This is a genomic window from Acidicapsa borealis (assembly GCF_059115245.1).
Genome location: NZ_JCACNY010000001.1, coordinates 961,954 through 988,253 on the forward strand (window position 1 = coordinate 961,954; position 26,300 = coordinate 988,253).

Genomic DNA, 26,300 nt, shown 5'->3' on the forward strand with positions numbered 1-26,300 from the left:
TTCCGGGCGGAAACAAGGTTAGAAGTCATAGGAGCAGCCCAATGACAAACGGAACATTGAAGCTTGAAGAACGATTGAGACAGCGAATAGGCCGGCCCTCGCGTGTACGTAGTGTAGCCATCCGATTCACCGAGGAAGAGGCCGCCACGCTCAATGCGGCAGCTCAGAGCGACGGAACCACGCTACGCGAATGGTCGCGTCATGTGCTTCTCGATGCAGCGGGGGCCACTGCCAGCGAAGCTCTCTTCACAGAATTGGTAGCCACGCGAATGCTGCTAGTGAATCTCATCAAGCCCCTCATCCTGGGTGAAAAGGTATCGCCAACGTGGATCACCGAAGCGATGACGATGGTTCGCAAAGAGAAGCACAAGGCCGCTCAAGACGTGATGCAACAGTACACGCAGAATGCTGGAAGGAGCGCTAACGATGGCAACGCAATGGGGTAGAAAAGAGACGATCCTTTGGCCGCCGCACGCTCCGGTCATCAGCTACACGGCCATCGCAACGGCCCTGCTTTGCACGGTGCTGTTTGTCTGGCAGCGGCTTCATTTCTCGCTGTCTCCGTTGCAGCAGTCTTACATCACCGAGTACATCCGCGCCCGGGTTGGAGCCGCCGTCCATACGCATAGCTCCTACCGGCTCCTGTATCTCGGCGGCGGCAGGCCCAAGCCGCGTCTCGCTCTGCCGGTAGACTTCGCCGGAGGGCAGATGACGCTCCCAGACGGCAAAGTCGTTCCGTTCACACTGTCGGAGTTGGCACAGACGCAGGGCTACCGTTTTCCATTTCGTGGGCCTAGCCAAAAGCTCTCGGATGCCGCAATGAATCATTGGCTACGCTATGCCGTCTTCGACGGCAAGGGGCTGCTCGGCGTCTTCATTATCAGCTTTATCGAAGGTGGTGTTTGCCTGCTGGCGATGCTCTGGTTTGCCATTCCAAAAGACATCCAGCGGTTCCGGCAGATGAAGTACGGGCGCGTTCTGCGCGGCCCACTCATGCTCTCGCCGAAGGAATTCAACAAGGTACAGAAGGGTGATGGCATCGGCTTCAAGACCACGGAATCAGACAAAATGATGCGGATTCCGTTGCGGAAAGAGGCACAGCACCTTCAGCTCATGGGCGATACCGGAGTGGGAAAAACGCAATTAATAATGCAATGCCTTCGCCAGATTCGCCAGCGGGGAGACTCAGCGATCGTCTACGATCCCGCGTGCGAGTACATCCAGAGATTCTACGACGCTGGACGCGGGGACATCGTTCTCAATCCGCTCGACACCCGCTGCCCCTACTGGGGACCGGCGCAGGAGATGGAGTCGAATGCCGAGGCTGATGCTATTGCGGCTTCGCTCTATCAACCGGCCACTGCCGACAAAGATGAGTTCTTTCATCAGACGCCCGCGCAAATCTTTGCGCACCTGCTGAAGCTGGGGCCGACACCGCATCAGCTTGCCGAATGGATGGCGAACGACACGGAGTTGATGAAGCGGGTAGAAGGAACCGAAATGGCCTTCTATATAGATAGGAAGGCAGGCCCGCAGCGCGCCGGTGTCCTTTCGTCCCTTGGCCTGGTCGCTAAATGTTTCCGGCTTTTACCACAAAAGGATGAGAAGCGGCCCGTCTGGAATGCACGGACATGGGCCAAGACGCGCAAGGGTTGGATCTTCATTACGTCGCGTCCGCCCGAGCGGGAAACGCTCCGTCCCTTGCATTCGCTGTGGATAGATTTGCTCGTCATGCGGTTGCTCACCGCGCCGCAGCCTGGGCAGAAACCCGTCTGGTTTGTGATCGACGAGCTGGCGAGCTTGCAGAAGCTCCCGCAGCTCCACACGGCTATCACCGAAAACAGAAAGTCGAAAAATCCGTTGGTGTTGGGCTTCCAGGGCAAGGCCCAGCTTGAGGTCATCTACGGCCACCTCGCCGAGGTCATGCTTTCCCAGCCCGCCACCAAAATCTTCATGAAGACCGCGGAGCCCAAAGCCGCCGAATGGATATCGGAGGCCATCGGAAAGGTCGAAATCGAACGGCTCAAAGAGACGAAGTTCGATGGCTCAAGATCAGGCAAGAACTTCACCGTGGAACGCCAGATAGAGCCTCTTGTGATGGGTTCGGAGATCACGGGGCTCGATGATCGCCATGCTTATTTGAAATTGGGCAACAATGTGGCCAGGTTCGCATTTGACTACATGGACCTGCCAACGCCAACACCGGGATTCCTGCCCCGTAGGTCCCCGGACGGCGAGATGAGCTTCGATCCCGATACGCTGAAGCCCCGCTCTCCGAAGACTTCCGCGCCCGAAGGGCAACCGGAACCGGAGAATGCTGCGAACGCAGCAGGGGAGATGGCGAACGATGCGCCTCTGGCCCTAGAGAAGAGTCCCATTCCGTGGCCCAAGCAAGATGGGAATGAGTCTACTCGTGCCGGCGAAGTGAGCCTGCCCGCGCCTGACCCTACTCCCATCGTGGTTGCTGATGCCAACACCGAACAGGAAGAGGTGCATGGTCCTGAATACATCCGGGAGATGTAGCGATGATGACTATTCCGAAGGCGCTCAGTTCAGGACAGGCTCAGACGTATCACAAGCTGGAGTACACCTCCGCCGCTCAGAGCTATTACAAACAGGGAGACGAGGTAAAGGGCGAGTGGCAGGGGCGGCTCGCAACCTCGTTGGGACTCTCTGGCGAGGTGACCGCTCAGGAGTTTTCCCGTCTGTCGGAGGGGCAGCACCCGCAAACCAAGGCACAGATGGTTCGGCATCGAGAAGCCGTGGAGTACCAGACGGCCAGCGGCAAGACCGTAAAAGCCGTAGAGCATCGTGCTGGCTGGGATGCGACCTTTTCCGCGCCGAAGTCCGTTTCGTTGATTGCCCTGGTCGGAGGGGATGACCGGGTTCGTGCGGCCCACGCCGCCGCTGTAACGGTAGCACTGGATGAGTTGGAGAAGTACACGCACGCTCGGATCGGCGGCAACAACCCTGCCGAGAATACCGGGAAGTTCATCGCGGCGAAGTTTGAACACGATACCGCCCGGCCCGTCGATGGCTACGCCGCGCCGCAGCTCCATACCCATGCCGTCATCTTCAATGTCACCGAGCAATCCGATGGTTCGACAAGGGCTCTTCAGGAACGGCCGTTCTTTGAAAGCAAGCAATTCGCCACGGCTGTCTACCAGTCCGAGTTGATGTATCGGTTGCGAGATCTCGGCTATGAAATCGAGCCCGGAAAGAGCGGAGCACCTGAGGTCAAGGGGTTTAGTCAGTCCTATCTCGACGCATCGAGCCTGCGGTCACAACAGATTAAAGATGAGATGGAAAGGAGTGGCGTTAGCGGCCCGAGAGCCGCGCAGATCGCGGCGCACTCCACACGCGACAAGAAGCTGACCCTCACGCGAGAAGAGGTCCGGGAGGCCCATCGCAACGTCGCCGCCCAGTTTGGCAACCAGCCGCGACAAGTCGTGCAGGAGGCTCGCGAACGTGCCCAGACGCAGGAGCGTAATCCAGACCGAGCGACTCGCGCGAAGGAAGCCATCACCTATGCGCGGGACAGTCTCTTTGAGCGCGAGGCCGTCGCAGATGAACGGCTCATCTTCCGGGATGCGCTGCGGCGTGGCATGGGAGAGACGACTTATGCCGAGGTTCGCGCCGATTTCGAAGCAAGGCGCCAGCGTGGTGAACTCCGCTCTGTCGAGACCGCCAAATACGCTTCGGGACGCAGTTTCACTACACCGGAAACGATCGCCGCGGAACGCGCCAACATTGCTCATGTTGTTGCGGGATGGAATGCCGTCCAACCGATCATGAGTGCCGAGTTGGCACAGGATCAAGCGTGTTCGCGGGACTTCCTGAACGACACCCAGCGCCGCGTGATCGAGGAAGTTCTCAATTCCACCGACCGCATTCATGGCTTGCAGGGACGCGCGGGAAGTGGGAAGACGACCGTGCTGGCTTCGATCCGTGAAGGCGCAGAAAAGAGCGGCTACACCGTTGAGGGTTTTGCCCCAACTTCCCGAGCATCGGCGCAGCTTCGCGAGGTCGGAATCGACGCTACAACCTTACAGAGCTTTCTTGCGCGCGGCGACAACCAGCCCAGCGCGAGCCCTGAATTTCGGCGCCTATACATGCTGGACGAGTCGAGTCTCGCCAGCACACGGCAGATGCGAGCTTTCCTCGACAAGCTGAATACCAATGACCGCGTATTGGTGATCGGCGACACTAGCCAGCATCAGGGCGTGGAGGCCGGAAAGCCCTTCGAGCAGATGCAAGATGCCGGGATGCGCACCTCGCAACTTGACCACATCATGAGGCAGAAGGACCCTGAATTGCTGAAAGCCGTCGAGGAGCTTGCGAAAAACAACACGCAGCAAGGCATCGATATGCTCGCCAGCCAGGGGCGTATCACAGAGATCCCCTACATGCAGGAACGCATCGCAGCTATCGCGAAAGACTATGCCGCGCAACCGGAGAACACCATCGTTGTCTCGCCCGACAACCGCAGTCGTCAACAGATCAATGAGGCGGTACGTGCCGAGCTGCTGGACAGAGGCGTTTTGGCGGCAGACGGCCAGACCTTCCGCACCCTTACCCATCGCTCCGATATGACCGGAGCCGACCGCACCTGGGCGGCGCGGTACAACGCTGGCGACGTGTTGCAATACACAACCGGTAGCAAGGCCGAAGGCATCGAGCGGGATAGTTTCGCCACCGTCCGCACCGTGGATGCCCGTGCTAATATGCTCACCGTAGAACTTGGAAACGGAACGAATGTGACGTATGACCCGCGACGGTTGCGCGGTGTCAACGTCTTTCGTGAGATTGAGCGCGAGTTCGCTACTGGCGATCGGATTCAGATGACGGCACCTAGTAAACAACTCACCCTTGCTAATCGCGAGCTTGGCACAATCACAGGAATCGAAAACAGCCGGCTGACGGTTCGCATGGATGGCAAAACCCACCGCACCGTCAGCTTCGACGCCGCACAATTCCGGCAGTTCGACCATGGCTATGCGATGACCTCACATAGCTCACAAGGACTCACGGCTAACCGTGTTCTCGCGCATTTCGACACGGACAGTTCGTATAGCCTGATTAACACACGGCTAGCCTACGTCGCAATCTCACGTTCCTCTCACGACGCCCACATCTATACGAATAATGCTGAGACTCTTGGCCGCCGATTGGCCACCGATGTTTCCAAAACGGCAGCCGTAGACTTCCGTCCGAGGAGTTCTCAGCTCGAGGTGGAAGTCGCTGTGGTGGCCTACCGCGCGCGTGATTTGAAGACGGCAACAACATGGTTGCAGGAGGAGGGACGCGTCCATGAGTACGCAAGCTCTGAGCATCGTCTCGCAGCGGTGTCTTTTGCTTACGCTGCACACCCGGGCCGAACCGTCGTTGTTGCTCCTGACGACAAAGAGCGACAAGAATTAACTCAACTCATCCGCGATGAACTCCGAGATCAAGGGACCCTTGCCACGGAGACTCGCACTGTCTCTGTCCTAGTTCGGCAGGATTTGGGCAATCCTCGTCTGGCGGCGAACTACTTGCCAAGGGACGAGATCCACTACAAATCCGGCAGCCCTGGCGAGCATGGCATTGCAGATAACAGCGTTGTCACTGTGCTGGCGGTTAATCCCAAAGCGAATACGCTGGTCATCGTGACTCGCGACGGAAGCGAGGTCTCTTATGACCCTGCGCTCCTGAAAAAACAGACCGCACAGAGCACCACGTATCGCCAGGAGCAACGAGAGATCGCTATGGGCGAGCGCATCCGATTCACGGATTGGAACCCAGAATTTAATATCCGTGCGGGAGACGTCGCGACAGTGGAGCGAATCGGAACGAACGATGGATTGTCGGTCCGTCTAGATAGCGGAAGGAGGCTGGAGTTAGATTTCAATTTAGCCAAGCATATCGAATACGGGTACGTAGTCGACAGCATAAGGGCTGCCGATGGCGAACGCATTTTTATCACTGGTGATTCGATAGAACTCGCACGACAGCAAGAGACATTTATGCGACTATCTCCGCGTATCCGCGACCTTGATCTCTTCATTTCCGACCGTCGAGAATTGATGAAATCCGTATCAAGCTTGGAAACGGCAGTGCAGTCGCCGGTTCTCTCTCAGCCCGTCGATGGCACGCTTACAGCATCCCCGCCTCAGATCGAGCCTGAAGGATATGGTATTGGACTTTAATTTCGCTACAAACTTGTAGTGATCACTTAAGCTACGTAACGCATGCAGTTAGGAGGCTTCAATGCTCTAAACTGCCTGAAAAATTGCCCATCTTTAAGCTGAGTTATAGACCACGACAATGCCAATTGTCGTGGGCAATCTTTGTGCTACGCTAATTCCGTGGAAAAAAGCCTCCAGCTCCCCTCCGGCTACCAAGAGCTCCTCAAGGAGCTTAAAGGACGCATCCGCACCGCCCAAGTCCGCGCAGGCCTCGCCGTCAGCAGGGAATTGGTCCTCCTGTATTGGTCCATCGGCAAGGATCTCAGCCAACGTTTTGCGTCGCAGGGGTGGGGAACCAAGATCAACGAGCGCCTGGCGAGCGACCTGCAGGCCGAGTTCCCCGGAGTCGAAGGCTTCAGCCCCCGGAACTTCCGTTACATGCGCGCTTTGGCCGAGGCGTGGCCGGAGGAGGCAATTTTGCAATCGCTCATTGCCAAATTGCCTTGGGGCCACAATCTGAGGGTTTTGGACCGGATCAAGGATCGTCCCACGCGAGAGTGGTACCTGCGGGCCGCCCTCGAATATGGCTGGAGTCAGGATGTCCTGGTCCTTCAGATCAAGAGCCGTTTGCACGAGAGGGAAGGGAAGTCACTCACCAACTTCCAGCGAGAGCTGCCGCCTCCAGAATCGGATATGGCGGAGAAGATCCTCAAAGACCCCTACAACTTCGACTTCCTGACGGTGACCGAGGCTGCAAAAGAGCGGGAGATCGAGCGGGGACTCCTGACCCATCTTCGCGACCTTCTCCTGGAGCTGGGCCGCGGCTTCTCGTTCGTCGGGAGCCAGGTACCCTTGACCGTGGACGGGCAGACCTTTTACATCGATCTGCTCTTCTACCACGTCCGCTTGCACCGCTATTTCGTCTTCGAATTGAAGGTGGGTGCCTTCCAGCCCGAACATGCCGGCAAACTGGGCTTCTACTTGGCTGCGGTGAACGGCACGATGCGAACGCCGGTAGAAGGGCCCAGCATCGGAGTTCTCCTATGCGAGAGCCGGAGCGGTCCCATCGTGGAATTCACTCTTGAGACCATCAATCAGCCGATCGGCGTCTCGACCTACCACGTGACCCGAGAGCTTCCGGCGCCTATGCAGGAGGAGCTGCCAACGGTTGAGGACCTCCAGGAGGTCGTCAATAAGCTCCGGTCGGAGATCGAGTCTCTGCGGAAAGGAGTGCCCGATGAGGAATAAGGCGTTCCGTGCCTACGGGAGACAGATCGTGAGGTCCTGTCAATTTGGCAATGGCCCATTGCCAAATTGGATCTTGAACACTCATCTAGCCCGTAAAACGTTTCGAAACCAGGGGATGAGTAGTCCTCGGGTCATCGTATGAGCACGTCCCTGGCCCTGATCCCTTCGGCGGACGAATCGCAGCTCGACCGCAATGCTGCATTTCGGGAGTTGCGGGCGATGGTGCTGAACTCGGTCGGCTCCGACCATTCCAAACGAAACTATGCCAAAGCGGTCGACGATCTGTTTGCGTTCTGTGCCAGCCGACCTCTCTCTCGTGCGCTGCTGATGGAATATCGTGCAGCCATGCTGGAGAAAAAGTTGAGCGCCTCGACGGTGAACGTCCGGCTCTCTGCAATCCGGAAGTTGGTAGGGGAAGCACAACGGAACGGCATTCTCGATGCGGAGCAAGCCGCGAAGATGACCGATGTACCGAACCTGCGTCAGCAGGGGACACGGTTGGGGAACTGGCTGACGCGTGACCAGGCGAAAGAACTGCTTGCCGTTCCGGATCGATCAAAGATCAAGGGCAAGCGCGATTACTGTATTCTCGCTCTTTTGGTCGGCTGCGCTCTGCGACGTCAAGAGCTGTCCACGCTAACGCTCGATGACATTCAGCTCCGCGAAGGTCGGTGGGTCATCGTGGACCTGGTTGGCAAAGGCGGCCGGGTGCGGACGGTCGCAATTCCGGTTTGGGTGAAAAACGCGATCAACGCGTGGCAGACGGTGGCCAAAATTGAAGACGGCCGGCTTCTGCGCCCGCTCTCGAAAAGCGGCCGCATCCTGCGGAAAGAGTTGGGCGATTGGGCAATCTGGAGTGTGGTCGAGGCCTCCGCGAAAGCGATCGGGATCGAGCACTTTGGGGCGCACGACCTGCGCCGCACTTGCGCGAAACTCTGCCGAAGGAGCGGCGGCGACCTGGAGCAAATCAAATTTCTCCTCGGCCATTCCTCGATCCAGACGACGGAACGTTATCTGGGCTCTGAGCAGGAGATTGTCATCGCTGTGAACGACAATCTTGGGCTGTAAGCGATGGAAGGCGCTCTGTGGCGTGCTGGATATAATACGGGCTATGGCAATCAAGGACCTTCTCGCATTACTCGACGCAGAAATTGCGACCTTGAAAGAAGCTCGCCAACTGTTGAAGGCTGACTCGACATGGAGCGCCGCTCCACGGAAAGCCGGCCGGCCTCGCAAGGCCGAAAACGCTTTGCTGACATCAGTCACGACAACCGCGAAAACGACGAAGAAGCGCAACCTGTCGCCGGAGGGCCGCGCCCGGATTGCAGAGGCAGTCAAGCGGCGTTGGGCTGCGCAGAAAAAGGCCGCGAAGTAGGCGTTCTACGGGCAATAAAACAGAAAACTCGCTTAATGAGGCCAATTAGACCGATTGGAGGGGTTGGGCAAAAATAGCCTGATTGTCATGTCGCCACCTCATTCCCAATTCTAGCCCGTTCCGTTTCCGATGGAAGTTGGCAAAATCAGTGATTTATGTCTCGGAGTCCAGTGAGAAGGCGCAACAGCTTTATCCCGCTGTCTACCGCGCTCGCAATCAGTGCATCTGTCACCGAACCGCCGGAAGGGTGGATCAGCTGATTTCGAACGTCGCGAAATTCTAAGAGGGCCTTCGCAATCTGTGGTGTAATGACTCCTCCCGTCGCCAAGTTGTTGACAGTTCGGCTCCAAACGATCGGCCTCGGCGAAGGGGAATCATTTTGATCTAGCTGAACAAGGACGCGCTCGATTTCGATGCCGATCCGGACCAGCATGATCTCTTTGTCGGTATCGAATAGCGTTCGGTTTCGCGAATCGGAGAAAAAATCGCCCCAGGGTGAGCGCTGACCCTCGGCTTCGACTTGGCGAGCACCCGCATTTGGTGTGGACTTTGGGGTCTCTTCTATTTTTGGCTGGGGCGTAGTGGCAACTTCTTCGTTCACTGCGCGCTCGACGCTTTCATCTAGTTGCTTGACCTTGCGGAAGAGAATCTTGGTCTTTCCGAATTCGAGGCTTTCGATCACCGCGCCCAGATCTTCTAGCGGCACAAATAACAGCAGAACGCCGACAAAGATCAGTGCGATCGAGGGCCAGTCCAGCGTCAGCCACGCTGGTTTGAAAGCGTGAATGGCGCCAGCAAGAATCAAAAGCCCCGCGATAAGTCGACCTTGCCACGGCCTCAGCCGCCAACCGCCACCTTTTTCGTCTTCGTCCGCCACTCAGTCCTCGCTTCCAAGCAATCCCTTCCGCCAGTTGAGCGTATTCTCGATCAGAGACTACTTCATGCCCATTGATCCGACAGATGCTGATCTTCTCGCCCCCTTTGAACAGCAAAACATCAAAGGTGACTACCGCCGATATTACAAGATAAAGAGAAACAACCTCGCTGCATCAATCCACACGTATCCAGAGCTGTGGGAGTTCTTCAATCGCCTAGACGAGCAATGGCATCGCGGACTTGAAGACCTCGAAATAGCGGTGAACGGGGATCACATGTTCCCAGTGGTTCTTTACGCCAGCGCCCACGCCAAAGTGCGGGTCAGCATGGAGCTTGCGTTCAGTTGCTGTATGGGGGAAGGAAGGTCGATATTGAGAGACGCAGTTGAAAACGTCGCTCACGCTCATCACATGCTCCGAGACCCCGCGAATATCGAGCTTTGGGTGAAGAAGGATGACGGTGAGCCGGAGAAGAAGAAATTCAAAGCGTCATTTGAGCAAGACAAGAAGAATGGCCTCTTTAGGGACATACCCCATCTGCACTCGGAGTACGCCGATCTTTCTGAGACGGGCTCGCACCCGACTTTGCAATCCCTTCAAAACCGGCTCGTCTTTCAGGAAACACCGAATTCGAGAAGTATGCTGATTCACCTTTCGGGTATTGCGGACGAACAGTCGTTTGCCCTTGAGCTATTCACTCGGCTACTGACTTGCTACGTGATGGAAGAAACCTTTTTCACCGACTTTGTAGCCCGGCTGAAACTCGATCCCCAGTTGGTCGCCATGCGAATGGATTTTTATAAATATAAGGAAGAACTGCGCCAGAAGATCATCAAGCGATATAACATACCGGCTCCGCAGCAGCAGCCGACAAAGCCGTGAGCGATATCATTATCAAGTGAAGCCCATCCCCACCGACATGTCGACCTGGACTGATCGCACAGGCCACGATCGGTTGCGATCATTCAAAGGTGATGACGGGTCGTTTTGGCTCGAACAGAACGCTACGAAGCGGTCGAAGTGGGCGGTGCTGGCTAGTGAGGGTCACGACATCGCCTGGGAGTTCGGCGCCAATCGCTCATACACCGGGCGCATGTTGGTGGATGGCGAGATCCTCACGCCCTCAGAGGCGACGAAGAAGTTCCTCAAGCCAACTGCGCGTTGAGCGCCTGTTGTGATTGGACGCGCTGGCGGTTCAAACCATCTTGTCTATCGTGTGCAGCACATGACTTGCTACGAACAGATATTCAAGCACGTCCCGCTCTGACAGCGGCGGAAAATTATGCGGCTCATGTTGGAAGGAATTGCGGAACCAACCGATTGACGAACACAGTAAGTTTTCGATCTCCCCGGTATATGCTTTCCGCCAGGTTGGATTTCCCGCCGAGAGCTGGCTAAACGGAAACTTCAGGACTCCGAATTCGATCAATTTTCGAGGGAGCGCGACCCCGCTAAACGTTCCCACAATCGCAATTCCTGAGCGATCCCGGATCTCAATCAGCCTGTTTTCTACACGCCTGAATGCCGCCGCGACGGCATCCGTCAGCTTGGCGTCGTAGAAGTATTGAGCGTAGCCCTGCAAATCGGGATGTAGGAACTTCAGCGCGGTAAGAATCTCTCGATCCGGAAGGTGCGCCGTTGGCTGGTCATTCACCTTCTGAAGGCCGGGCTCGGTGATGTGGAACCACCCATTGCCGGACATGCTGGCGATGTAGAAATTCTGCTCAAGGTAAAACCACGGCTGCACAAGAAGGTGCTCGACCACCGCCCATTTCTCGTCATCCGGAAAGCCAGTCGCGACAGCGTGTGGGTCTGCACAGCCGGCACTTCGGTTGAGGATATTTTGCTTACAGAATTGCTCGGGCTGGGCCTTGTGGTCGAGGTAAATCGTCTTGAACCGCTTGAGAAGCAGCAGCGCCTGCGTTTCAATGGGGAGCTTTTTGAGCTCTGCCAAATCGCGAGCGTAAGTCGAAATGAAAAATGGTTCTGGCCTAATCATTCACGATCCCTCGTCCCGACAAATGGCTCACTTGATTGCGAGGTCATGTCAAGTCGATACAAGGCTTCAGTATAGAAGAGCGGCGGGACGAACAGTTCGAGCGCAAGGAACAGGTGGCATCGCCGCCGCCTGCCCAGCAACTTAAAAACCTTCTTGCTCGCGTACTATTGTGGGCATGGATACCAAGACCGAATTGGAGATGCATCGGGCGCAGGAAATGCATCAATTCATTACCGATCGGCTTGCTGGAAAATATCCGGACGATGATCGGCGGACTCTCTTCGCAGCATTCCTATCGCTTGCCCAGTCTCACCACGAGGCCATTCTTGTTCTCGCCAGCCGTGAGCGTCTGATCGGTTCAGCTTTTGCGCTTTTCCGCCCAATGGTCGAAGTCGCCTACCGGGGGTTGTTCGCTGCATTCCTTGCGACAGATCCACAGGTGGAGACCATCAAGAACGGTGGGGAGCCATATGGGCATTTCAACAAACTTGCTGCTGCCCTCGATGTTGCCTTCAAGACAGATGAACTTTTCACTCAATATGCCGGCCAATCCTGGAAGATGCTGAACGGCTACACACATGGCGGCCTGGAGCAGCTTGCGAGGCGCATTGATTCACAAGGAGCGCTCGGCGACCATTTTGAGGCTGAAGAGATTCAGAGCCTACTAGCCAGTTCTACGGCACTTTTGACCCGTACTGTAATTCCATTTCTAAACGTGATGCAACGAGATCATGCGGCCGACGCTGTTAGCTTGAAATACATTGAGCTATATCCCATTCCGGCCCGCGAAAAATGAAGGGCGTGGAGCGAGCCGGGCTTGATACCGGCTGACGACAAGCTGTCAATTCAGCAATTACCCACGGGCACGGTGACTGCCGTGGAAACGTCCAAGTGTGTTGCTTTCCTAATGATGTGGCGCACTTCTGTGCTCACTATTTGGCATAACGACAGCAAATTTGCGGAGAGAATGAGTGGCCCCGGCATATTCTTGTCGTCAGAGGCCTTTTCGGGGTAGGTTAGGGCGCGTCAGGAACGATGGTGTGCCAGATAATCCGAACAACAATGTGCCAAATAATTAGCAAAACGACAGATCAGGCTTGCTTCCTGCGGCGCCCGGGATTCGGAACGGCAATAGGCGTGATTTTTAAGTATTCAGTCGCGTCTGCCGGGCTGGTATCAATGCTGCGTTCGATCGCCATCAACGTCTCAATCTTGTCCTTCGCAAAACGAACAGCTTCTGCCAAGGTGTTGAAGGTGTAGAGATCTGCCTGGCCGCCGGCGACTGAATAGAAAAACGAGTCGTCCGAATCGAAGGCGCTTCGGGTTCTCTCTTCAAAGGTATCGCCCACAAGCGCAGCAATCGATCCCCCACGCGCGAGTATCTCCATGCCGGGGAATTGCCGAGTCTCGGTAACTGGCACGATGATGACCCGTTTCATCGCAACCTCTGGCCTTCAGAATATACGGAATAGAGGTAGTGGGCACCACACCAAACGTCCAAAATCGTACGCTCAGGAACCGGAGTGATCTCTCGGTCCATATTTACGTCTTGGCCTCGGCAGGCTTGGTTTCCTTGCATCAGCTTTAGACGTAGAGATTGCTTGGGCAGTCGTTCTTCGGGCGGATCTTGCGTGCGGGATTGGGGCGCGCAGAGGCCGGCGGAGCGGAGACGTTCGTAAACGCTGGCCGAGCTCCCGGTACCAATCGCGATACAGTTTCCGCCACCTCAAAACCGTTTGCGTCCCGCCCGACGGGCATATGATTGGTGTGGATAGACCCAGCTATTTTCATCTCCTCTGGCGCGGAGCGCAGCTTAATAGAGCTGCGTGGCTCTAGGCTACTGCGCAGTGAATCGGCTCGGGCATTGTTAGTCTGGGCGGCGGGCATAACATGTTTCTTCGGCAGGAGCAGGGGATGCTCCTTGAACAGTTCGGGCGGCGCGACCCGTTGATTGCCGATATCTATGTCGGCGGCCTACGAGCGTTCGCGGACGAAACCAACCCGTATCGCTTTCAACTGGCGGCTCACGCCTTCCGCGAGTTGATCGCCCATTGTCTCAGGATGACCGGCGGAAGGGCGGTGTTCGGAGACGGGATGAAACAGCGCCTCGTCCCGGTGAAGAATGCGTTCTTCGCGCTGAAAAAGGCCAGTCAGCTGGCGCCCGATCCAACCGGCCGTCCATCGGGCGTCTCGGACACCCTGATCGGAGCACTCAACGATTTCTTTGACTGGTCGGATAACAATCGGGCAGAGAACCGGAAGAAGACAGCTCTGCTGCTGACACAACTGGCTGGGCCAGGTCCGGCGCTGCCTTCCGATGTGGTAGCAGACGAAATCTCCGAATGGATGGACTCGGATGGATACTTCAAATCGGTAGCACACAGTGGGCAAAGCGCCGAACGAGACGAGTTCGTCGGCAAGCTGTTTGCCGTAGAGGACATTTTGCTACGACGGATGCAACCCCGTCCGGTCAGTGATTTGGACGAGATCGATGCATTGCTAGCGGAGGGCGAAAATGCCGACTGACGCACAGGTGGATAAGGCCCTCGAACTCATCCAAAAGAGTGGTGGGAACTACGAGTATTTCTTTGAGAAGCTATCCAGCCCCTCATGGATCGAGCCGCTCGCCAAGCGCGGGCGCTTCGATCACCCACCTGGCATCGAGCGTATCGGGAACATGTATCGCTTCCCTCCCTGGCCGGAGGGGGAGTATCTGTTGCGCATGGCGGACGTTGCACCGGAGGAGGTGGCCGCGGCAATCAAGCCTGTTTGCTTTGCGAGCGACAACCATATCGTTCATCGGTTGCTGGTCGAGACTGCTGGCAAGCTGCGGCCGGCACTGGCGAGAGACCTTGCCCTCCGGGAAGCCGCGTGGGTTCGGGGACAAGACTCATTGATACCGCTGTATCCCGAAAAGGCGGCGGCGCTAGTGGAGCATCTGGCAACGGGGGGAGAACCGGGGACTGCGCTCGAACTCGCGTCCGCAATCCTGGAGGTCCGCGAGCCCAAAGACACGCGGAAGGGTACGCCGAGCGAAGCCGAAGACGGCCGCACCATTGATTGGAAACCCGCACCCGATCCGGAAGCGAAGTTAGAACCCGTCTGGTCGCAACTATTTCTGAGGACGGTCACCGAACCTTTATCGTTGTCAATTCCAGTCGGTTTTCTGGCTGCGCTCGCAGAAAATCTCAATCGCGCTGTCACCATCCACAGCAGCAATCGACAGGATAAGTCGGATGACTACTCGACGATCTGGCGCCCGCATCTTGAACATAGTTCTCATTACGAAGCGCTGAATGAAACGGTGAGCGCGCTCATCGGGGCTATCAAGTTTCTTTGCAGTCAACCGGCGGACCACACGCGGCAAATCCTGCGCGCGCTGGAGCCCTACACCTGGCCGATCTTTGACCGGATGCGAGCCTTCACGCTCCTTCATGGGACCCATGCCGACCCGGATTTGGTAGCGCGATTCCTTAACGAACCGCATAGGTATGCACGCGCCTCAGGGAATCCTGAGTTCACGGAACTCTTGAAGAAGCAAGCACCGGCGCTACCAAAGGATGTGTTGGCAGAGATACTCGAACGGATCGACCGGGGTCCGGACCCCGCATCGTACGCATACCATCTGCAGCATCGGGTTCCTCCCGAAAATGTTGAATTGGAAACGACCGTTATCATCGAACGCTGGCAACTGAACTGGTTGCATCCGCTGGCGGCGGTGCTCGATGTGGCACACGCACGCGAACTCAATCGACTACTTGAAAAGTACGAAGCGCCGCGGCCCCGCTTCCGCAGCGGGGGCGTGCGGCAACTGCAGGATCATAGCCCCACCGATCTTGAGTCCTTCCGGGGAATGGCTACTGAAGCATTGGTGAAGTACCTGAAGGAGTGGACACCGCCCTCCACGGGACAGCCCTTCGAGCAACCTTCGCGCGCCGGGGTAGCCAATACCCTGCGGGAATGGGTGGCGGACGATCCGCAACACGCAAGCGACGTGTTAGAGAGTTTTTTGACGACCGAGCTCGACCCGGCGTATGTGACCGGGCTGCTCGATGCCTTTGCGGGCGCTCTCAAAACGGAGAAACCCTTCGACGTATATGCGGTGGCAAGGGCGGCGCAGTGGGTAGCGGGAAATACTGATGCTCTTATGGAGGTGGACCGCGAGGGTTGGAACCGGGAGGCCACCTGGAATTGGGCGCACATGTCGGCGGCGCGCTTTTTGTCGGACCTGTTTCTTGAGGAGAAGCGCCTGGATCTTACGCGGGCGGATGAACTGTTTCCCTCTGCCTACGCCGTCTGCTTCCTGCCGCGGCCGACCGTCGAAGACGAGGCCGAATATAAGAAAGAGCCCAGCCGCTATACCTCGTTTGCCCTGAATACCCCTCGCCCCGTCGGTGTGGAAGCCATGATTCGCTATGGGCGGTGGATCAAGCTTGCGGCACCCGAGGCAGAATTTACGCAGGCACGACTCGCTCCGGTCTTCGCGATCCTGGAGCAGAAGCTCGACGCCGCGCAGGAGCCTTCCGCTGCTGTTCGGGAGATGTTCGGGATGCAATTCCGCACCGTGGCATGGCTGGGCCTTGAGTGGTTTCTGTCAGTCATTCCGAAGCTGTTTCCCGGCAAAGACGGAACAAAAGAAGAGAAGACACTCGATCGGTTCGCCTGGAGCTCCTATCTCCAATACTCTGGGCCGGTTGGCGAAACGCTGCCCGCGACGCGAAAGCGCTACCTGATGGCGATCAAGGCATTGCCGAAAGGAGATGCCACTGTCGGCGAGAACGACCGGACGCTGGCGAGTCACCTCATGCAGTACTACGCGCACGGGGTCATTGAACTCGATGACGAGTTACTGGTTCAATTTTTCGCTTCGGCAAGCATCAAGCTTCGGGCCCAGGCCGTTGGCGACATCGGCTGGAACCTGATCCATGAGGGCGCGGTTCTCTCACCTGAGATTCAGGCGCGGTTCATGCGCCTCTGGGAGAGCCGGATGGAGTTGCTCAAGACCGGCTCGAAAGAAGAAGCTGAGGAGTTGGCGACCTTCGGCTGGTGGCTGGCCTGCAGCAAGTTTCCCGACGACTGGGCCATCGAACAAGCGCTGCCGATCCTAGAGCGGGTGCGGTCATTGCGCCCCGATTTTGCAGTGGTTGAAGCTCTCGATAGGCTGTCTCCCAAGTATCCCTATGAGGCAGTCCGGGTCGTGCATGTGCTCTTTGAAGAGGACCGGGACGGCTGGGCTATTCACGGTTGGAACCAACATCTGGACAGTATTCTGAAGGAAGCCTTGCGCGATGGCGAGATGGCGCGGAAGGAAGCCGAAGAAATGATTGAATTGCTTGTTTCGCGCGGATTCCGAGGATACCGGAATCTCCGCACGAGCGACGAAAGGTAGAACTGCCTTCCTTGTCGAGAACTGTCAAGCGACCGTGTCTGCGAAACATTCGCAATAGATTCATCGCAAACGCGCTTGCCCTAAATTCAGGATCACTGACAGCAAGCCGGCATCCCAGTACTGACCTCCGATTGATGAAGGTGCGGGGTTTCATTTCGGTCTACGCTGGTGGCGCGGGCCTTTAGCTGCCCTCACTTTCGTCGGGGGCGTCGCTGTCTGCCTCGTGTTTTCTGACGTAAGTGGCTGGGGGTCGATATTTAGATACGTACATTGCGCCACGCTTTGCCCCAGTCCGAGGCGGTAGGTTCTTACAATTCTATGGTTCGGGGCATCATAAGTCATGCCTTCTACGAGGCAGGCTTCAGCGACGCCCGGGTCGTAATCGTGCAGCCGCGCGAAATTCTTCCTTGTCCAGATAAGGATCGCCCTGTGTAGGGCGCGGCTGTCTTTGAAACTGTCATCTTTCTTTCGCTCCAATCCCAAGACGTTGAGGCAAAAGCCGAGGATCCTTGCTCCTTTGTAATTTGGAAAATGGTTCATCTCTGCGACTTCTTTGTACAGAAGTCGGCAAACCAAAGACTTGATAACACTACCTGCTTGCCCCTCAAGGTTTCCGAAGTTAAACAACTCGACCCAGAGCAGATTGTGTTGAATCCACCAGCAAAGGTCGCGTGGGGAACTCACGGCAGACGCTTTAAAGATTATTTCGTAGGTCAGGTTGGCGATGTGGTCGTAGATACTCTTGGATTGAATCGGTATCTTCTCTTTGTTTCGTGTCCTCAACCCAACAGGAACATCTTTTTTTTCTAAGACAATTACTGTCTCTTTGATGAATTCTACAACTGTTCGGAGACGGTCCAAGACGTCATCATTCCAGTTACTGTTCGCCATCCCGTTGAGCCTGTAAAGATCAAATGGCGCGTTCTCGATGTTCTTTAGCGCTCCGTACAATACGTAAGAGTGGCTGCTTTTCCCTCTCTCGATGTAGTCGCGAAAGGTCATGAGGACCACGCGGCAATAGGCCTCCCACTGCTCGCTATCCCATTTAGATCTGCTCCCGAAGTCGGTATCAAGTAACGTGCCGATAGATTCGACCATTTCGTAATTGGAGAATATGGCCTGGCAGAGGGGCCTATAGTGGCCAATCAATCCCGACTCGTAGCCCGCAGTTTCATGGTAGATAAATGAGTTCTTGTTCTCCAGCGCCTCATTGACAATATTGTTGGCGAAAGTTTGGATCTGGATGCCGTACTTCTTTAGCTCTCCCATCTCACCGAAAAACGCCCACGCGGTGCCGGGCGACGACTCGACAATGGCTCGGCAGAATCGCTTGTCTGCGATGAGGGACAGGATGTCGTTTGCAAAAGCCTCCACCTTTGAGGGCTTTCTCTTGTTTCTAGCGGAAGCGGGGAGATGGTGCCGGAATGCATCTCTATCTGTTGCGTGAAACACGAGCGTCTTTGCCGAGCGTATCAACTCATCAGCAACGACAGCTAGCTCCGTCGGAGAGCCTTTCACTATTACTCTGAAAAGGGTCTCGGCATAGCGCTTAGTGTTCCATTTGCTGAAGATTGCCGGTTTGATGAAGGCGAAGATCACCCAAACCAAGAAGGTCAAGAGATAAAGTCCTGCAAGGAGTGCCTGCCACAATGCCGGAGTGATGAAGCTGACTTTGGGAACGAGCCAACTTTGAGCGCGCCAAAGATCTGTTAAGAGCGTGAGTAACCCAATTGCGGCGACGATTGCGAAAGTGAGTCCTTGGAGAGGGATTGGGGCGGATCGGATACGGAAACGGTAGCGTACGTCTGCGATAGTCCAAGCCAGCACCATAAGCGCAAGGCCTGCAAGAAACTCGGCAAAACCGAAGAATTTCGGCGCGCCCGTTTCGAGAGGGACGAAGGAGACCCGTATGGCGAATTGATCCACTGTCAAGCGGCCTCCATCTATGCACTGGGCAGGTTCAGAGCAATCATATAACTCCGCTGCGGACACTTCGCTCGGCGTTGACTCTGTCCTTTCCCTCAAATTACTAACGGTAAGCGCCGATACCGCCAGGAACGATTCTCAGCTGACGCAATTGTGCAAACCCAGCAACGCTGACACTGAGGCGATCTGGCTGTACTCGACCTCACAGCCTCCATCTTGACAACAAATGATGGAAGAGGCGAGAGTTCTCGCCTCTTCCACGGAGCCGGCGACTACTCGTCGCCGGCTCCGTCTGCGGGATCGTCAGCGGTCTCGATCTTCGAGAGCCGCTTCATGCTGGTGGCGTGGATCTCCGCGATCCGGTGTTTGAAGGTAGTGCCCTCAATCTCATCCTCGACCTCGCGATACCGCAAGGTGCCTTCAAGGGTGACGAGCTGCCCTTTCTGAAGAGTCTTGGCGAACTTCGAGAGATTCCTCCAGGCATAGACTCGGTGCCATTCGGTGCGGGTTTCGTAGTCGCCTTTGTCGTTCTTCCAGCTCTCCTGGGTTGCGATGTTGAGGACGACGTACTCTTTGTTGTTCTGAGCGGTTTTGGCTTCTGCGTTCTGTCCGAGGCGGCCGATGAGGGTTACTTTGTTGAACATTTTTGTTTGGCTCCGTTTCTTTTGGTTTGTCCGCTGTCTGCGGTACATGCTTGCCCGGAGGGTGTGCCGTCGCGACCCACTCCCAAGGCGACTGGACAGAATCTGCGGAAAGGGACCCCAGCTCGCCTGGGGCAAGGAGTCCGCACCTTTTGAGAGGCGCGTAGTGGATTCTGGGAAGGAGAGCGTGCGTCCGAAGGGCGGGGGTGCTTTGAGCGCGGCACGCTGAACGCAGACAGAAAGGCAAACCGGAAGGGAGCCGGCCTGTTCAACGGCATTCCCTCATGGCGCGAGTAGCAAAAGCCAACTCAAAAACTAGAAGAGTCAATCACGATGCAATAGGGAAGAGACAACGGGACTCGAAGCACCGATGCTATCGCTCAACCCATCTCCTCGCCTTCTCCCTAGTTCTGCGGATGTAGGCAGCTCTCTTGGAAGGGCTGGGATCGCGGGATAGATAGTCGTCTTCAAGGGCGCGTTCGATCCGGTCTTCGGTCATGCCATTGGCGAAAGCCGCGACACAGAACGCTATGTCTGCGGCGGCGGGCCGGTCCTGGTACTTGGTGGAGGTACGGAAGCGTTCGAGAGACAGATTCGATAACCTCGGTCCCCGTTGGGGAGAAAGAGACGCCTGTATGCGTCGTGCTTCTCGTTCCTGTTCTCGCTCTTCATAGAGCTTTGTGATTTCCTGCGTGAAGACCTCTGCTGTCGGATACTGCTCGCCGCTGTGACTCTTGAGCCGAACGAAAGGGAAGAGACCATCCTCCCTGCGGTATTTAGGTTTGCAGTTGGTGAAGCCGGGGAGTCGCCCAAACCGCCTCCAGTCCGCCGCGCTTGGGTCGGCATCGTAGCGGGTTGCAAGGGTCTGCGCGGCGAAGGTTGAGAGGAGTTTTGAAAATACTCTCGGGTGTTTAAGCCACGCTTGGAAGTTCCCGGCGCTGGTCTCGACGACGGCGCACGGAGTGAAGCCGTCCGCCGAGAGCCTCGCGAGCGAGGTCTCGGCGAGGTCGTCAAGCGTGGTGAAGCGGTGCTCGCCCGATGGCCGGATGTAGATATGCGAGCCTCGAGCATTGCGGTACTTGAGCAGCGCAAGCCGGTCGAGTACCGCCGCGGCTGGAATGCCGGAGAGACCGGGAAGCATTCCGCGATCACTTAGGACTCCGACATCGTAGAGCGGCGCCTCAATCGCCGTGAGCATATTGCGAACTGCGGATTCGGTCTTGTCCATCGAGGTCACCCTTCAAATTTGCTTCACCGTGGGAGGGGTGCAGGGGAGGGAACGAGGCTGTTACGAAACTCCTGATCGGGCGAAATTCTCGCTGGCGCAGCATTCCAATTGATCGGGGGCCGAAGCCAAGAGAGGAAATTGAACGACCCCGGGTAAATCGACGTTGCGATGGCAACTTTTTGGTTGCGAACCACGAACGTCACACTGGATGTGTGACTTGGCCTGTAAGCAGCACTCCAGCCGACAACATCCCAGTTGTCCACCAACCAGGCGTTGAGCCTCTCGGATATTTCGTTGAATCATCGGAATTAGACGCTACAGAACAGCGAATTCCCCATTTCCCGCTTGACAACTACTAAGTCATCTATGTATTAAGATGTCTTAGTATGCGAAGAGCCGATTCATTGCAGGGTTCACTCGATTTGCTGGTGCTGAAGATTCTCTCTCGGCGGCCCAAGTTGCATGGGTACGCCATCATGACTGCCATCAAGGACTTCTCCGGCGAAGTGTTGAACGCTGAAGAAGGCTCGCTGTATCCCGCGCTACACCGCATGGAAGAAGCAGGTTGGATTTGCGGGGAGTGGATGACGAAGCAGAGTGGGCGGCGGATGCGGGTGTATCAACTGACAGCGGCCGGTAAGAAGCAACTGGCGGAAGAAGAGACACGCTGGCAGACGGTGAGTTTGGCTATCAACAGGGTGCTTCGGGAGGCTTGATATGTCGTTGTGGAAACGCGTTGCGAATGTCTTTCGCGGAGACGTTTTGAATCACGAGATCGATGAAGAATTCGAGTCGCATATAGCGGAGGCTGTCGAAGCGGGTAGGGACCCTGGCGAGGCACGAAGAGCATTCGGCTCGCCGCTGCGGCAGCGGGAAGCAAGCCGCGATACGCGCGTTGTGGCCTGGCTGGATGCCTTGCGCGCGGACGTAATTTTCGGATTTCGACAACTGAAGCGGAACAAGGTCACATCTGCAGCCGCGGTGCTGTCCTTGGCTCTGGCGATGGGGGCTTGTACTTCGGCATTTCGATTGATAGACGCTGTGCTCTTGCGCCCGTTGCCTGTGGTGGAACCGCAGCGCTTATATTCCATCGCGTTCTCTGGACCGTCGCTCACCGCCAAGGCGCACACATGGGATAGCTGCTCGTATCCGATGTTCGAAAAGATGCGTGCTGCGGTCAGAGAGGATGCCGAGTTGATTGCGATGTCGTACTCGGAACAGACGGACCTGACCTTTGCATCGGATCAGGATATGGAGAAGGCGTACCGGCAATTTGTATCTGGCCGGATGTTTGGGAACTTCGGCATAGAGCCTGCATTGGGGCGCCTGTTGACAGAAGACGATGATCGGGAGCCTGGGCAGAGTCCTGTGGCGGTGATTTCGTACGACTATTGGGAGCATCGGTTCGCGCGCGATCCGAAGGTCGTGGGCAGCACATTTCGCATAGGAAATGATCTCTACGAGATCGTGGGAGTGGCAGGAAAGGGCTTCACCGGGACGGAACCGGGAACGATCACGGATATCTTCGTTCCTACCATGATGAAAGGCCGTTCCATTCACAACGTGAATTCGTTCTGGTTCCGAACCTTTGTGCGGATCAAGCCGGGCACGGCAATCGGACCCTTGCGGGACAAATTGCAAGCCCTGTACGTCGCCATGGAGTTAGAGCGATCGAAAGGGTGGACGAATCCTCCCAAAGCCTTAAGTGACGCGATTCCAAAGACAAGACTCTTGCTTGTGACTGCGGCCGAGGGTGTCTCTGGGATGCAACAGGACTACCGAACCGCGCTGGCCACCCTCGGCATATTGGTGCTCCTCGTGCTGTTGATTGCGTGTGTGAATGTGGCCAATCTGATGACGGCGCTAGCGGCAGCCAGGGCCAGAGAGATGGCGCTGCGGGTCTCGATTGGTGCGGGGCGCCTGCGCCTGGTGCAGATGGTGCTGGTCGAAAGCTCTTTGGTAGCTTCGCTCGCAGCAGCAATCGGCGGCCTGTTTGCGTGGTGGTCGGCTCCATACGTGGTGCGGATGATCAATCCGCCGGACAACCCTGCGCGGCTCGTGCTGCCGGCGGACTGGAGAGTGCTGGGATTTGGCGTGGCGCTGATCATTGGAGTGACGCTCCTGTTTGGTTTGCTGCCGGCGCTTCGCGCTTCTGCGGTGAAACCGGTGAATGCCCTGAAGGGCGGGGATGACCCACATGCGCGGCGCCAGTTGATGCATGGAATGATCGTGGGACAGGTGGCTTTCTGCTTCCTGGTCGTATTTGTGGGCGGGCTATTTGTAGCGACCTTCGACCGCTTATCGCATGTGCCCACGGGATTTTCGGCAGATCGTGTTCTGACGCTTGACACGGTGACACACAAAGGGCTTTCGCCAGTGGCATGGGAGCAGATGGCGGATCACCTGCGCTTGATGCCGGGTGTGGAGACGGTAGCCCTCGCCGGGTGGCCGCTGATGGGAGGAACACAACATAACGAACCGATATCCGTACACGACGCGCCTCCGAGCGATATTGTTGCCTATTTCCTGTCCACCTCGCCGGATTGGATGGAAGCGATGCAAATTCCTCTGCTCGAAGGCCGTAGATTTCGCACCAACGACGCGGCTCCTCAGGTCGCTATCGTCAATCAGAAATTCGCGCGGCAATATTTCGGCGGCGAGAGGGTAGTCGGGCAGCGATTCAAGACGGCCGGGTCAAAGACAGATTATGAGATTGTTGGAATGGCTGGCGACGCTGGCTATCGCGGCATCCGGGAACCGATCTTGCCCGTTGTGTATATCCCGTTTCGCTCGATGGACAAGGATGGCGCCTTCGGAGCCATCGATTCCGCAACAATCGTGGTGCGCACAAAGAATGAAAATCCTGTCGCGCTTGAGTCCGTTCTGCGTCAGGAAGTACACCGGGAGGAGACGGAGTTTCGGGTGAGCAATATTCGCACACAGCAGGAGATTCTCGATGCTCAGACCATTCGCGAACGCCTGCTCGCAATGCTGGGAATGTTCTTTGCGGGTGTGGCGCTGCTCCTGGCCGCGATTGGGCTCTACGGTGTACTGAATTACTCAGTGTTGCAACGTCGGCGCGAAATCGGCATTCGATTGGCAGTGGGTGCGCAGCGCGGAGCGATAGCGAGAATGGTGACTGGGGAAGTCTTCCTGGTGGTGATCGCCGGCGTTGCCCTGGGCGCGGCAATGGGGTTGGGTGCCGCCCGGTATATTGAGACGCTTTTCTACCATGTGAAGTCCTCCGACGCTGTGATGCTTGCGATACCTTCCGGAGCTGTTTTCTTCGTTGCATTGTTCGCAATGCTACCCGGCGTTTCGCGAGCGATGCGGATCGATCCTGCCGAGACACTGCGCTCGGAGTAGTTCCTTAGATTCATGCGTTACTCCACAGCGACCCGTGATCTGAATTTTCGGTGACAATCAGTCTTGATGAATGAGAAATCACCAATGCGCTCTTCTAGGTGGTTAGAAAATGACTTCGTGGCTGTGCGATCAGTGATTCTTGTACAGGGATAGATGAGAAGATTGTCTTGCCAAGCGGAGGTATCTCTTCTATGGGTTACATCGAGGGCGAGGGACGAAATCAAGGAACACTGTTTCCTGTGGTACTGGACGACTTTGTTCCAGTCGATCATGTATGCCGCGTGATTGACGCGTTTGTCGAAAAGCTTGTGATGTCTGACCTTGGCTTCGAGCGCGCCCAGGCCGCTGAGACAGGACGACCTGGCTACGATCCGCGCGACTTGTTGAAGCTTTATTTGTACGGTTATCTGAACCAGATCCGCTCGTCGCGGCGCTTAGAGGCCGAATGCCGTCGAAATGTCGAGTTGATGTGGCTTTTAGGACGTTTGTATCCGGATCATAAGAGCATTGCAGAGTTTCGGCGAATGCATCGCGAGGCTGTTACGGCAGCAGGAGCCGAACTTGTTCGCTTTGCACGCAGTTGCGGACTGATTCGTGGTGAGTGGATCGCCATAGACGGCTCAAAGCTTCGCGCTGTGGCCAGCATCGACAGCGCACGCGAACGGCTCGCTTTACAACGCTATCTAGACAGCATAGAGAAGGCAGATGAAGAGCAACAAACGAGCATAGATCCATCTGCTGTACAGGCCGCACTAGATAAATTGAAGCAGCATCCGGAATCCGAGGCGGGCTTCATGTTGATGCGTCAAAACACTCTACCGGCGTACAACGTGCAAACTGCGGTTGATGCGGAACATTCGTTGATAATAGCGCAAACTGTGGTTCTTGATGCGGCAGATAGCCGTTGCCTGCAACCAATGGCCGAAGCTGCAAGAATGGCACTCGGCATCGATAACTTCCAAATCGTGGCAGACGCAGGTTACTCCAACGGTGAACAGGCTGCACAGTGTGAAGCAGCAGGCATGCTGCCCCATGTCCCCGTGATGCGCACGGTAAACAACCAGGGCGACGGCACCCTGTTCGGGCGAGAGGATTTCCGCTACGAACCAGAGACTAATACCTATATCTGCCCTGGAGACAAGACGCTCCGGCGAAAGAAGATCCATCGAAAAGAGCGCTATATAGTTTATGAGGCTGCTGCCAGTGATTGCGGTACATGCTCTCTGAAACGGCGCTGCACCCAGGCTCAGAAGCGCAGTGTATCTCGACACCTGTACGAAGACGCTTTGAACCGGATGCAAGAGCGAGTGACTCCTGCAGTAATGAGACTACGCAGATGTATTGCTGAGCATCCCTTCGCAACCATCAAGTACCGCATCTTCGGACATCCACGTCTGCTGATGCGCGGGTTGTCAGGCGCACGGGTTGAAATCGGTCTGGCGACGATGGCATACAACATCAAACGCATGACGAACGTGCTCGGCGCAACCAAACTGACGGAAGCGCTTCATCGCGCCTGATAGAGCACAATAACGCGATGCATAATCTCAAGTGGTGAGAGCCTCATCGAGAGGGTCGCGTCCTTCTAAAATCTACGGAGCTGAGTTTTGTAACAGCCTCGGAACTGGCCCCGCCGCCCGATTTGAGGGCGGATGCAATACCATCCACCTTCTAAGCGAGATGAGAGGCGTACTTTTTGACACTATTGCGTCCATTTTGCGAAGAGAAAGGCTGCGAACGCAGCCCTTCGGCTCAGAGGCTTGTCCCTAGCAAAGGTGGTTCGTCCGGCTTCGCTGAGCGCAACTTGGCGCGGGGCAGACGAATCCGTGTCCACGGCAATGCTCTTCTCAGAAACTCCCGGTGCGCAGCGTCAAGCGATAGCCTCGCCTGATGCAGGTCGAAGAGAGAGAAGCAGGTCGAGCATCCACCTTTGATGCCTCCTCGTCCATCGCGTTCCGGGTTGTAACGCGGGTGCCGGTCGCATTTCGCTTTCACCCGCTCGGAAACCTTGAGTTTGTAGTTGAACTGAAACATCGTCTCCTCCTTTTGGAAAAGAGCGGGAGCCGCTGGTCTGGCTCCCGCTGCG

Annotated in this window: 21 protein-coding genes; 14 read left to right on the forward strand and 7 right to left on the reverse strand. The window is 56.4% G+C overall.

Annotation, left to right across the window (positions count from 1 at the left end):
- The first annotated feature begins 41 nt into the window (after positions 1–41).
- The 6 genes from AC5S27_RS04030 to AC5S27_RS04055 all read left to right on the forward strand — a co-directional run bounded on the left by AC5S27_RS04030 (position 42) and on the right by AC5S27_RS04055 (position 8,790).
- Positions 42–446: a hypothetical protein gene (locus AC5S27_RS04030; protein ID WP_493933292.1), complete on the forward strand. Its 405-nt coding sequence runs from the start codon at positions 42–44 to the stop codon at positions 444–446.
- Positions 427–2,523, forward strand: a complete 2,097-nt coding sequence (locus AC5S27_RS04035; RefSeq protein WP_493933293.1) for a type IV secretion system DNA-binding domain-containing protein — start codon at positions 427–429, stop codon at positions 2,521–2,523. Before AC5S27_RS04030 ends, AC5S27_RS04035 begins: the two co-directional genes overlap by 20 nt.
- A gap of 2 nt (positions 2,524–2,525) precedes the next feature.
- Positions 2,526–6,188 carry a MobF family relaxase gene (mobF, locus tag AC5S27_RS04040; RefSeq protein WP_493933294.1) on the forward strand — a complete coding sequence of 1,221 codons (3,663 nt, stop codon included), beginning with the start codon at positions 2,526–2,528 and terminating at the stop codon, positions 6,186–6,188.
- A 159-nt stretch (positions 6,189–6,347) separates the two neighbouring features.
- Entirely contained in the window at positions 6,348–7,415 is a 1,068-nt protein-coding gene (locus tag AC5S27_RS04045) for a PDDEXK nuclease domain-containing protein (RefSeq protein WP_493933295.1), read from the forward strand.
- Positions 7,416–7,634: 219 nt separating this feature from the next.
- Positions 7,635–8,483 (forward strand): tyrosine-type recombinase/integrase, encoded by an 849-nt coding sequence (locus tag AC5S27_RS04050; protein WP_493933296.1) that lies wholly within the window; start codon positions 7,635–7,637, stop codon positions 8,481–8,483.
- 43 nt (positions 8,484–8,526) lie between these two features.
- Positions 8,527–8,790, forward strand: a complete 264-nt coding sequence (locus AC5S27_RS04055) for a hypothetical protein (RefSeq protein WP_493933297.1) — start codon at positions 8,527–8,529, stop codon at positions 8,788–8,790.
- 145 nt (positions 8,791–8,935) lie between these two features.
- Here the strand turns inward: AC5S27_RS04055 and AC5S27_RS04060 are convergent, their stop codons facing one another.
- Positions 8,936–9,667 carry a hypothetical protein gene (locus tag AC5S27_RS04060; RefSeq protein WP_493933298.1) on the reverse strand — a complete coding sequence of 244 codons (732 nt, stop codon included), beginning with the start codon at positions 9,665–9,667 and terminating at the stop codon, positions 8,936–8,938.
- A 64-nt stretch (positions 9,668–9,731) separates the two neighbouring features.
- Here AC5S27_RS04060 and AC5S27_RS04065 point away from each other — a divergent pair, with 64 nt between their 5' ends.
- Positions 9,732–10,547: a hypothetical protein gene (locus tag AC5S27_RS04065; protein ID WP_493933299.1), complete on the forward strand. Its 816-nt coding sequence runs from the start codon at positions 9,732–9,734 to the stop codon at positions 10,545–10,547.
- 16 nt (positions 10,548–10,563) lie between these two features.
- A complete protein-coding gene (locus AC5S27_RS04070) occupies positions 10,564–10,830 on the forward strand; it encodes a hypothetical protein (RefSeq protein WP_493933300.1) in 267 nt (88 codons plus the stop codon).
- A gap of 30 nt (positions 10,831–10,860) precedes the next feature.
- Here the strand turns inward: AC5S27_RS04070 and AC5S27_RS04075 are convergent, their stop codons facing one another.
- The gene (locus AC5S27_RS04075; RefSeq protein WP_493933301.1) at positions 10,861–11,619 is read right to left on the reverse strand and encodes a TIGR02391 family protein; all 759 of its coding nucleotides are present in this window, start codon (positions 11,617–11,619) and stop codon (positions 10,861–10,863) included.
- Positions 11,620–11,839: 220 nt separating this feature from the next.
- Between AC5S27_RS04075 and AC5S27_RS04080 the strand changes: the two genes are divergently transcribed.
- Complete coding sequence (locus tag AC5S27_RS04080) at positions 11,840–12,460, forward strand: DUF6988 family protein (RefSeq protein ID WP_493933302.1); 621 nt, start codon at positions 11,840–11,842, stop codon at positions 12,458–12,460.
- Between the two features lie 295 nt (positions 12,461–12,755).
- Here the strand turns inward: AC5S27_RS04080 and AC5S27_RS04085 are convergent, their stop codons facing one another.
- Entirely contained in the window at positions 12,756–13,103 is a 348-nt protein-coding gene (locus tag AC5S27_RS04085) for a hypothetical protein (RefSeq protein WP_493933303.1), read from the reverse strand.
- Between the two features lie 475 nt (positions 13,104–13,578).
- Here AC5S27_RS04085 and AC5S27_RS04090 point away from each other — a divergent pair, with 475 nt between their 5' ends.
- Together AC5S27_RS04090 and AC5S27_RS04095 are read left to right on the forward strand one after the other, a co-directional pair.
- The gene (locus AC5S27_RS04090; protein ID WP_493933304.1) at positions 13,579–14,190 is read left to right on the forward strand and encodes a hypothetical protein; all 612 of its coding nucleotides are present in this window, start codon (positions 13,579–13,581) and stop codon (positions 14,188–14,190) included.
- Positions 14,180–17,053, forward strand: a complete 2,874-nt coding sequence (locus AC5S27_RS04095; RefSeq protein ID WP_493933305.1) for a hypothetical protein — start codon at positions 14,180–14,182, stop codon at positions 17,051–17,053. Before AC5S27_RS04090 ends, AC5S27_RS04095 begins: the two co-directional genes overlap by 11 nt.
- Before the next feature lie 150 nt (positions 17,054–17,203).
- Here AC5S27_RS04095 and AC5S27_RS04100 read toward each other — a convergent pair whose 3' ends face one another.
- The 3 genes from AC5S27_RS04100 to AC5S27_RS04110 all read right to left on the reverse strand — a co-directional run bounded on the left by AC5S27_RS04100 (position 17,204) and on the right by AC5S27_RS04110 (position 20,848).
- A complete protein-coding gene (locus AC5S27_RS04100) occupies positions 17,204–18,985 on the reverse strand; it encodes a hypothetical protein (protein ID WP_493933306.1) in 1,782 nt (593 codons plus the stop codon).
- 266 nt (positions 18,986–19,251) lie between these two features.
- On the reverse strand, positions 19,252–19,623 hold the full coding sequence (locus tag AC5S27_RS04105; protein ID WP_493933307.1) for a single-stranded DNA-binding protein: 372 nt from the start codon (positions 19,621–19,623) through the stop codon (positions 19,252–19,254).
- 370 nt (positions 19,624–19,993) lie between these two features.
- The gene (locus AC5S27_RS04110; protein ID WP_493933308.1) at positions 19,994–20,848 is read right to left on the reverse strand and encodes a RepB family DNA primase; all 855 of its coding nucleotides are present in this window, start codon (positions 20,846–20,848) and stop codon (positions 19,994–19,996) included.
- A 386-nt stretch (positions 20,849–21,234) separates the two neighbouring features.
- On the opposite strand from AC5S27_RS04110, the gene AC5S27_RS04115 reads away from it, so the two are divergent.
- The 3 genes from AC5S27_RS04115 to AC5S27_RS04125 all read left to right on the forward strand — a co-directional run bounded on the left by AC5S27_RS04115 (position 21,235) and on the right by AC5S27_RS04125 (position 25,734).
- Complete coding sequence (locus tag AC5S27_RS04115) at positions 21,235–21,564, forward strand: PadR family transcriptional regulator (protein WP_493933309.1); 330 nt, start codon at positions 21,235–21,237, stop codon at positions 21,562–21,564.
- Position 21,565: 1 nt separating this feature from the next.
- Complete coding sequence (locus tag AC5S27_RS04120; protein WP_493933310.1) at positions 21,566–24,214, forward strand: ABC transporter permease; 2,649 nt, start codon at positions 21,566–21,568, stop codon at positions 24,212–24,214.
- 191 nt (positions 24,215–24,405) lie between these two features.
- Positions 24,406–25,734, forward strand: coding sequence for a transposase (locus AC5S27_RS04125; RefSeq protein WP_493933311.1), 1,329 nt, complete (start codon positions 24,406–24,408; stop codon positions 25,732–25,734).
- Between the two features lie 232 nt (positions 25,735–25,966).
- Here the strand turns inward: AC5S27_RS04125 and AC5S27_RS04130 are convergent, their stop codons facing one another.
- Positions 25,967–26,248: a hypothetical protein gene (locus AC5S27_RS04130; RefSeq protein ID WP_493933312.1), complete on the reverse strand. Its 282-nt coding sequence runs from the start codon at positions 26,246–26,248 to the stop codon at positions 25,967–25,969.
- Positions 26,249–26,300 lie beyond the last annotated feature (52 nt).

Excerpts from the sequence above, each read along its gene's own strand:
- AC5S27_RS04065 (WP_493933299.1), top strand. The coding sequence starts at position 9,732 with ATGCCCATTGATCCGACAGATGCTGATCTTCTCGCCCCCTTTGAACAG.
- AC5S27_RS04115 (WP_493933309.1), top strand. The coding sequence starts at position 21,235 with ATGCGAAGAGCCGATTCATTGCAGGGTTCACTCGATTTGCTGGTGCTG.
- AC5S27_RS04125 (WP_493933311.1), top strand. The coding sequence starts at position 24,406 with ATGGGTTACATCGAGGGCGAGGGACGAAATCAAGGAACACTGTTTCCT.
- AC5S27_RS04090 (WP_493933304.1), top strand. The coding sequence starts at position 13,579 with ATGCTCCTTGAACAGTTCGGGCGGCGCGACCCGTTGATTGCCGATATC.
- mobF (WP_493933294.1), top strand. The coding sequence starts at position 2,526 with ATGATGACTATTCCGAAGGCGCTCAGTTCAGGACAGGCTCAGACGTAT.
- AC5S27_RS04120 (WP_493933310.1), top strand. The coding sequence starts at position 21,566 with ATGTCGTTGTGGAAACGCGTTGCGAATGTCTTTCGCGGAGACGTTTTG.
- AC5S27_RS04035 (WP_493933293.1), top strand. The coding sequence starts at position 427 with ATGGCAACGCAATGGGGTAGAAAAGAGACGATCCTTTGGCCGCCGCAC.
- AC5S27_RS04110 (WP_493933308.1), bottom strand. The coding sequence starts at position 20,848 with ATGGACAAGACCGAATCCGCAGTTCGCAATATGCTCACGGCGATTGAG.
- AC5S27_RS04080 (WP_493933302.1), top strand. The coding sequence starts at position 11,840 with ATGGATACCAAGACCGAATTGGAGATGCATCGGGCGCAGGAAATGCAT.
- AC5S27_RS04050 (WP_493933296.1), top strand. The coding sequence starts at position 7,635 with ATGGTGCTGAACTCGGTCGGCTCCGACCATTCCAAACGAAACTATGCC.
- AC5S27_RS04105 (WP_493933307.1), bottom strand. The coding sequence starts at position 19,623 with ATGTTCAACAAAGTAACCCTCATCGGCCGCCTCGGACAGAACGCAGAA.
- AC5S27_RS04030 (WP_493933292.1), top strand. The coding sequence starts at position 42 with ATGACAAACGGAACATTGAAGCTTGAAGAACGATTGAGACAGCGAATA.
- AC5S27_RS04130 (WP_493933312.1), bottom strand. The coding sequence starts at position 26,248 with ATGTTTCAGTTCAACTACAAACTCAAGGTTTCCGAGCGGGTGAAAGCG.
- AC5S27_RS04055 (WP_493933297.1), top strand. The coding sequence starts at position 8,527 with ATGGCAATCAAGGACCTTCTCGCATTACTCGACGCAGAAATTGCGACC.
- AC5S27_RS04095 (WP_493933305.1), top strand. The coding sequence starts at position 14,180 with ATGCCGACTGACGCACAGGTGGATAAGGCCCTCGAACTCATCCAAAAG.
- AC5S27_RS04085 (WP_493933303.1), bottom strand. The coding sequence starts at position 13,103 with ATGAAACGGGTCATCATCGTGCCAGTTACCGAGACTCGGCAATTCCCC.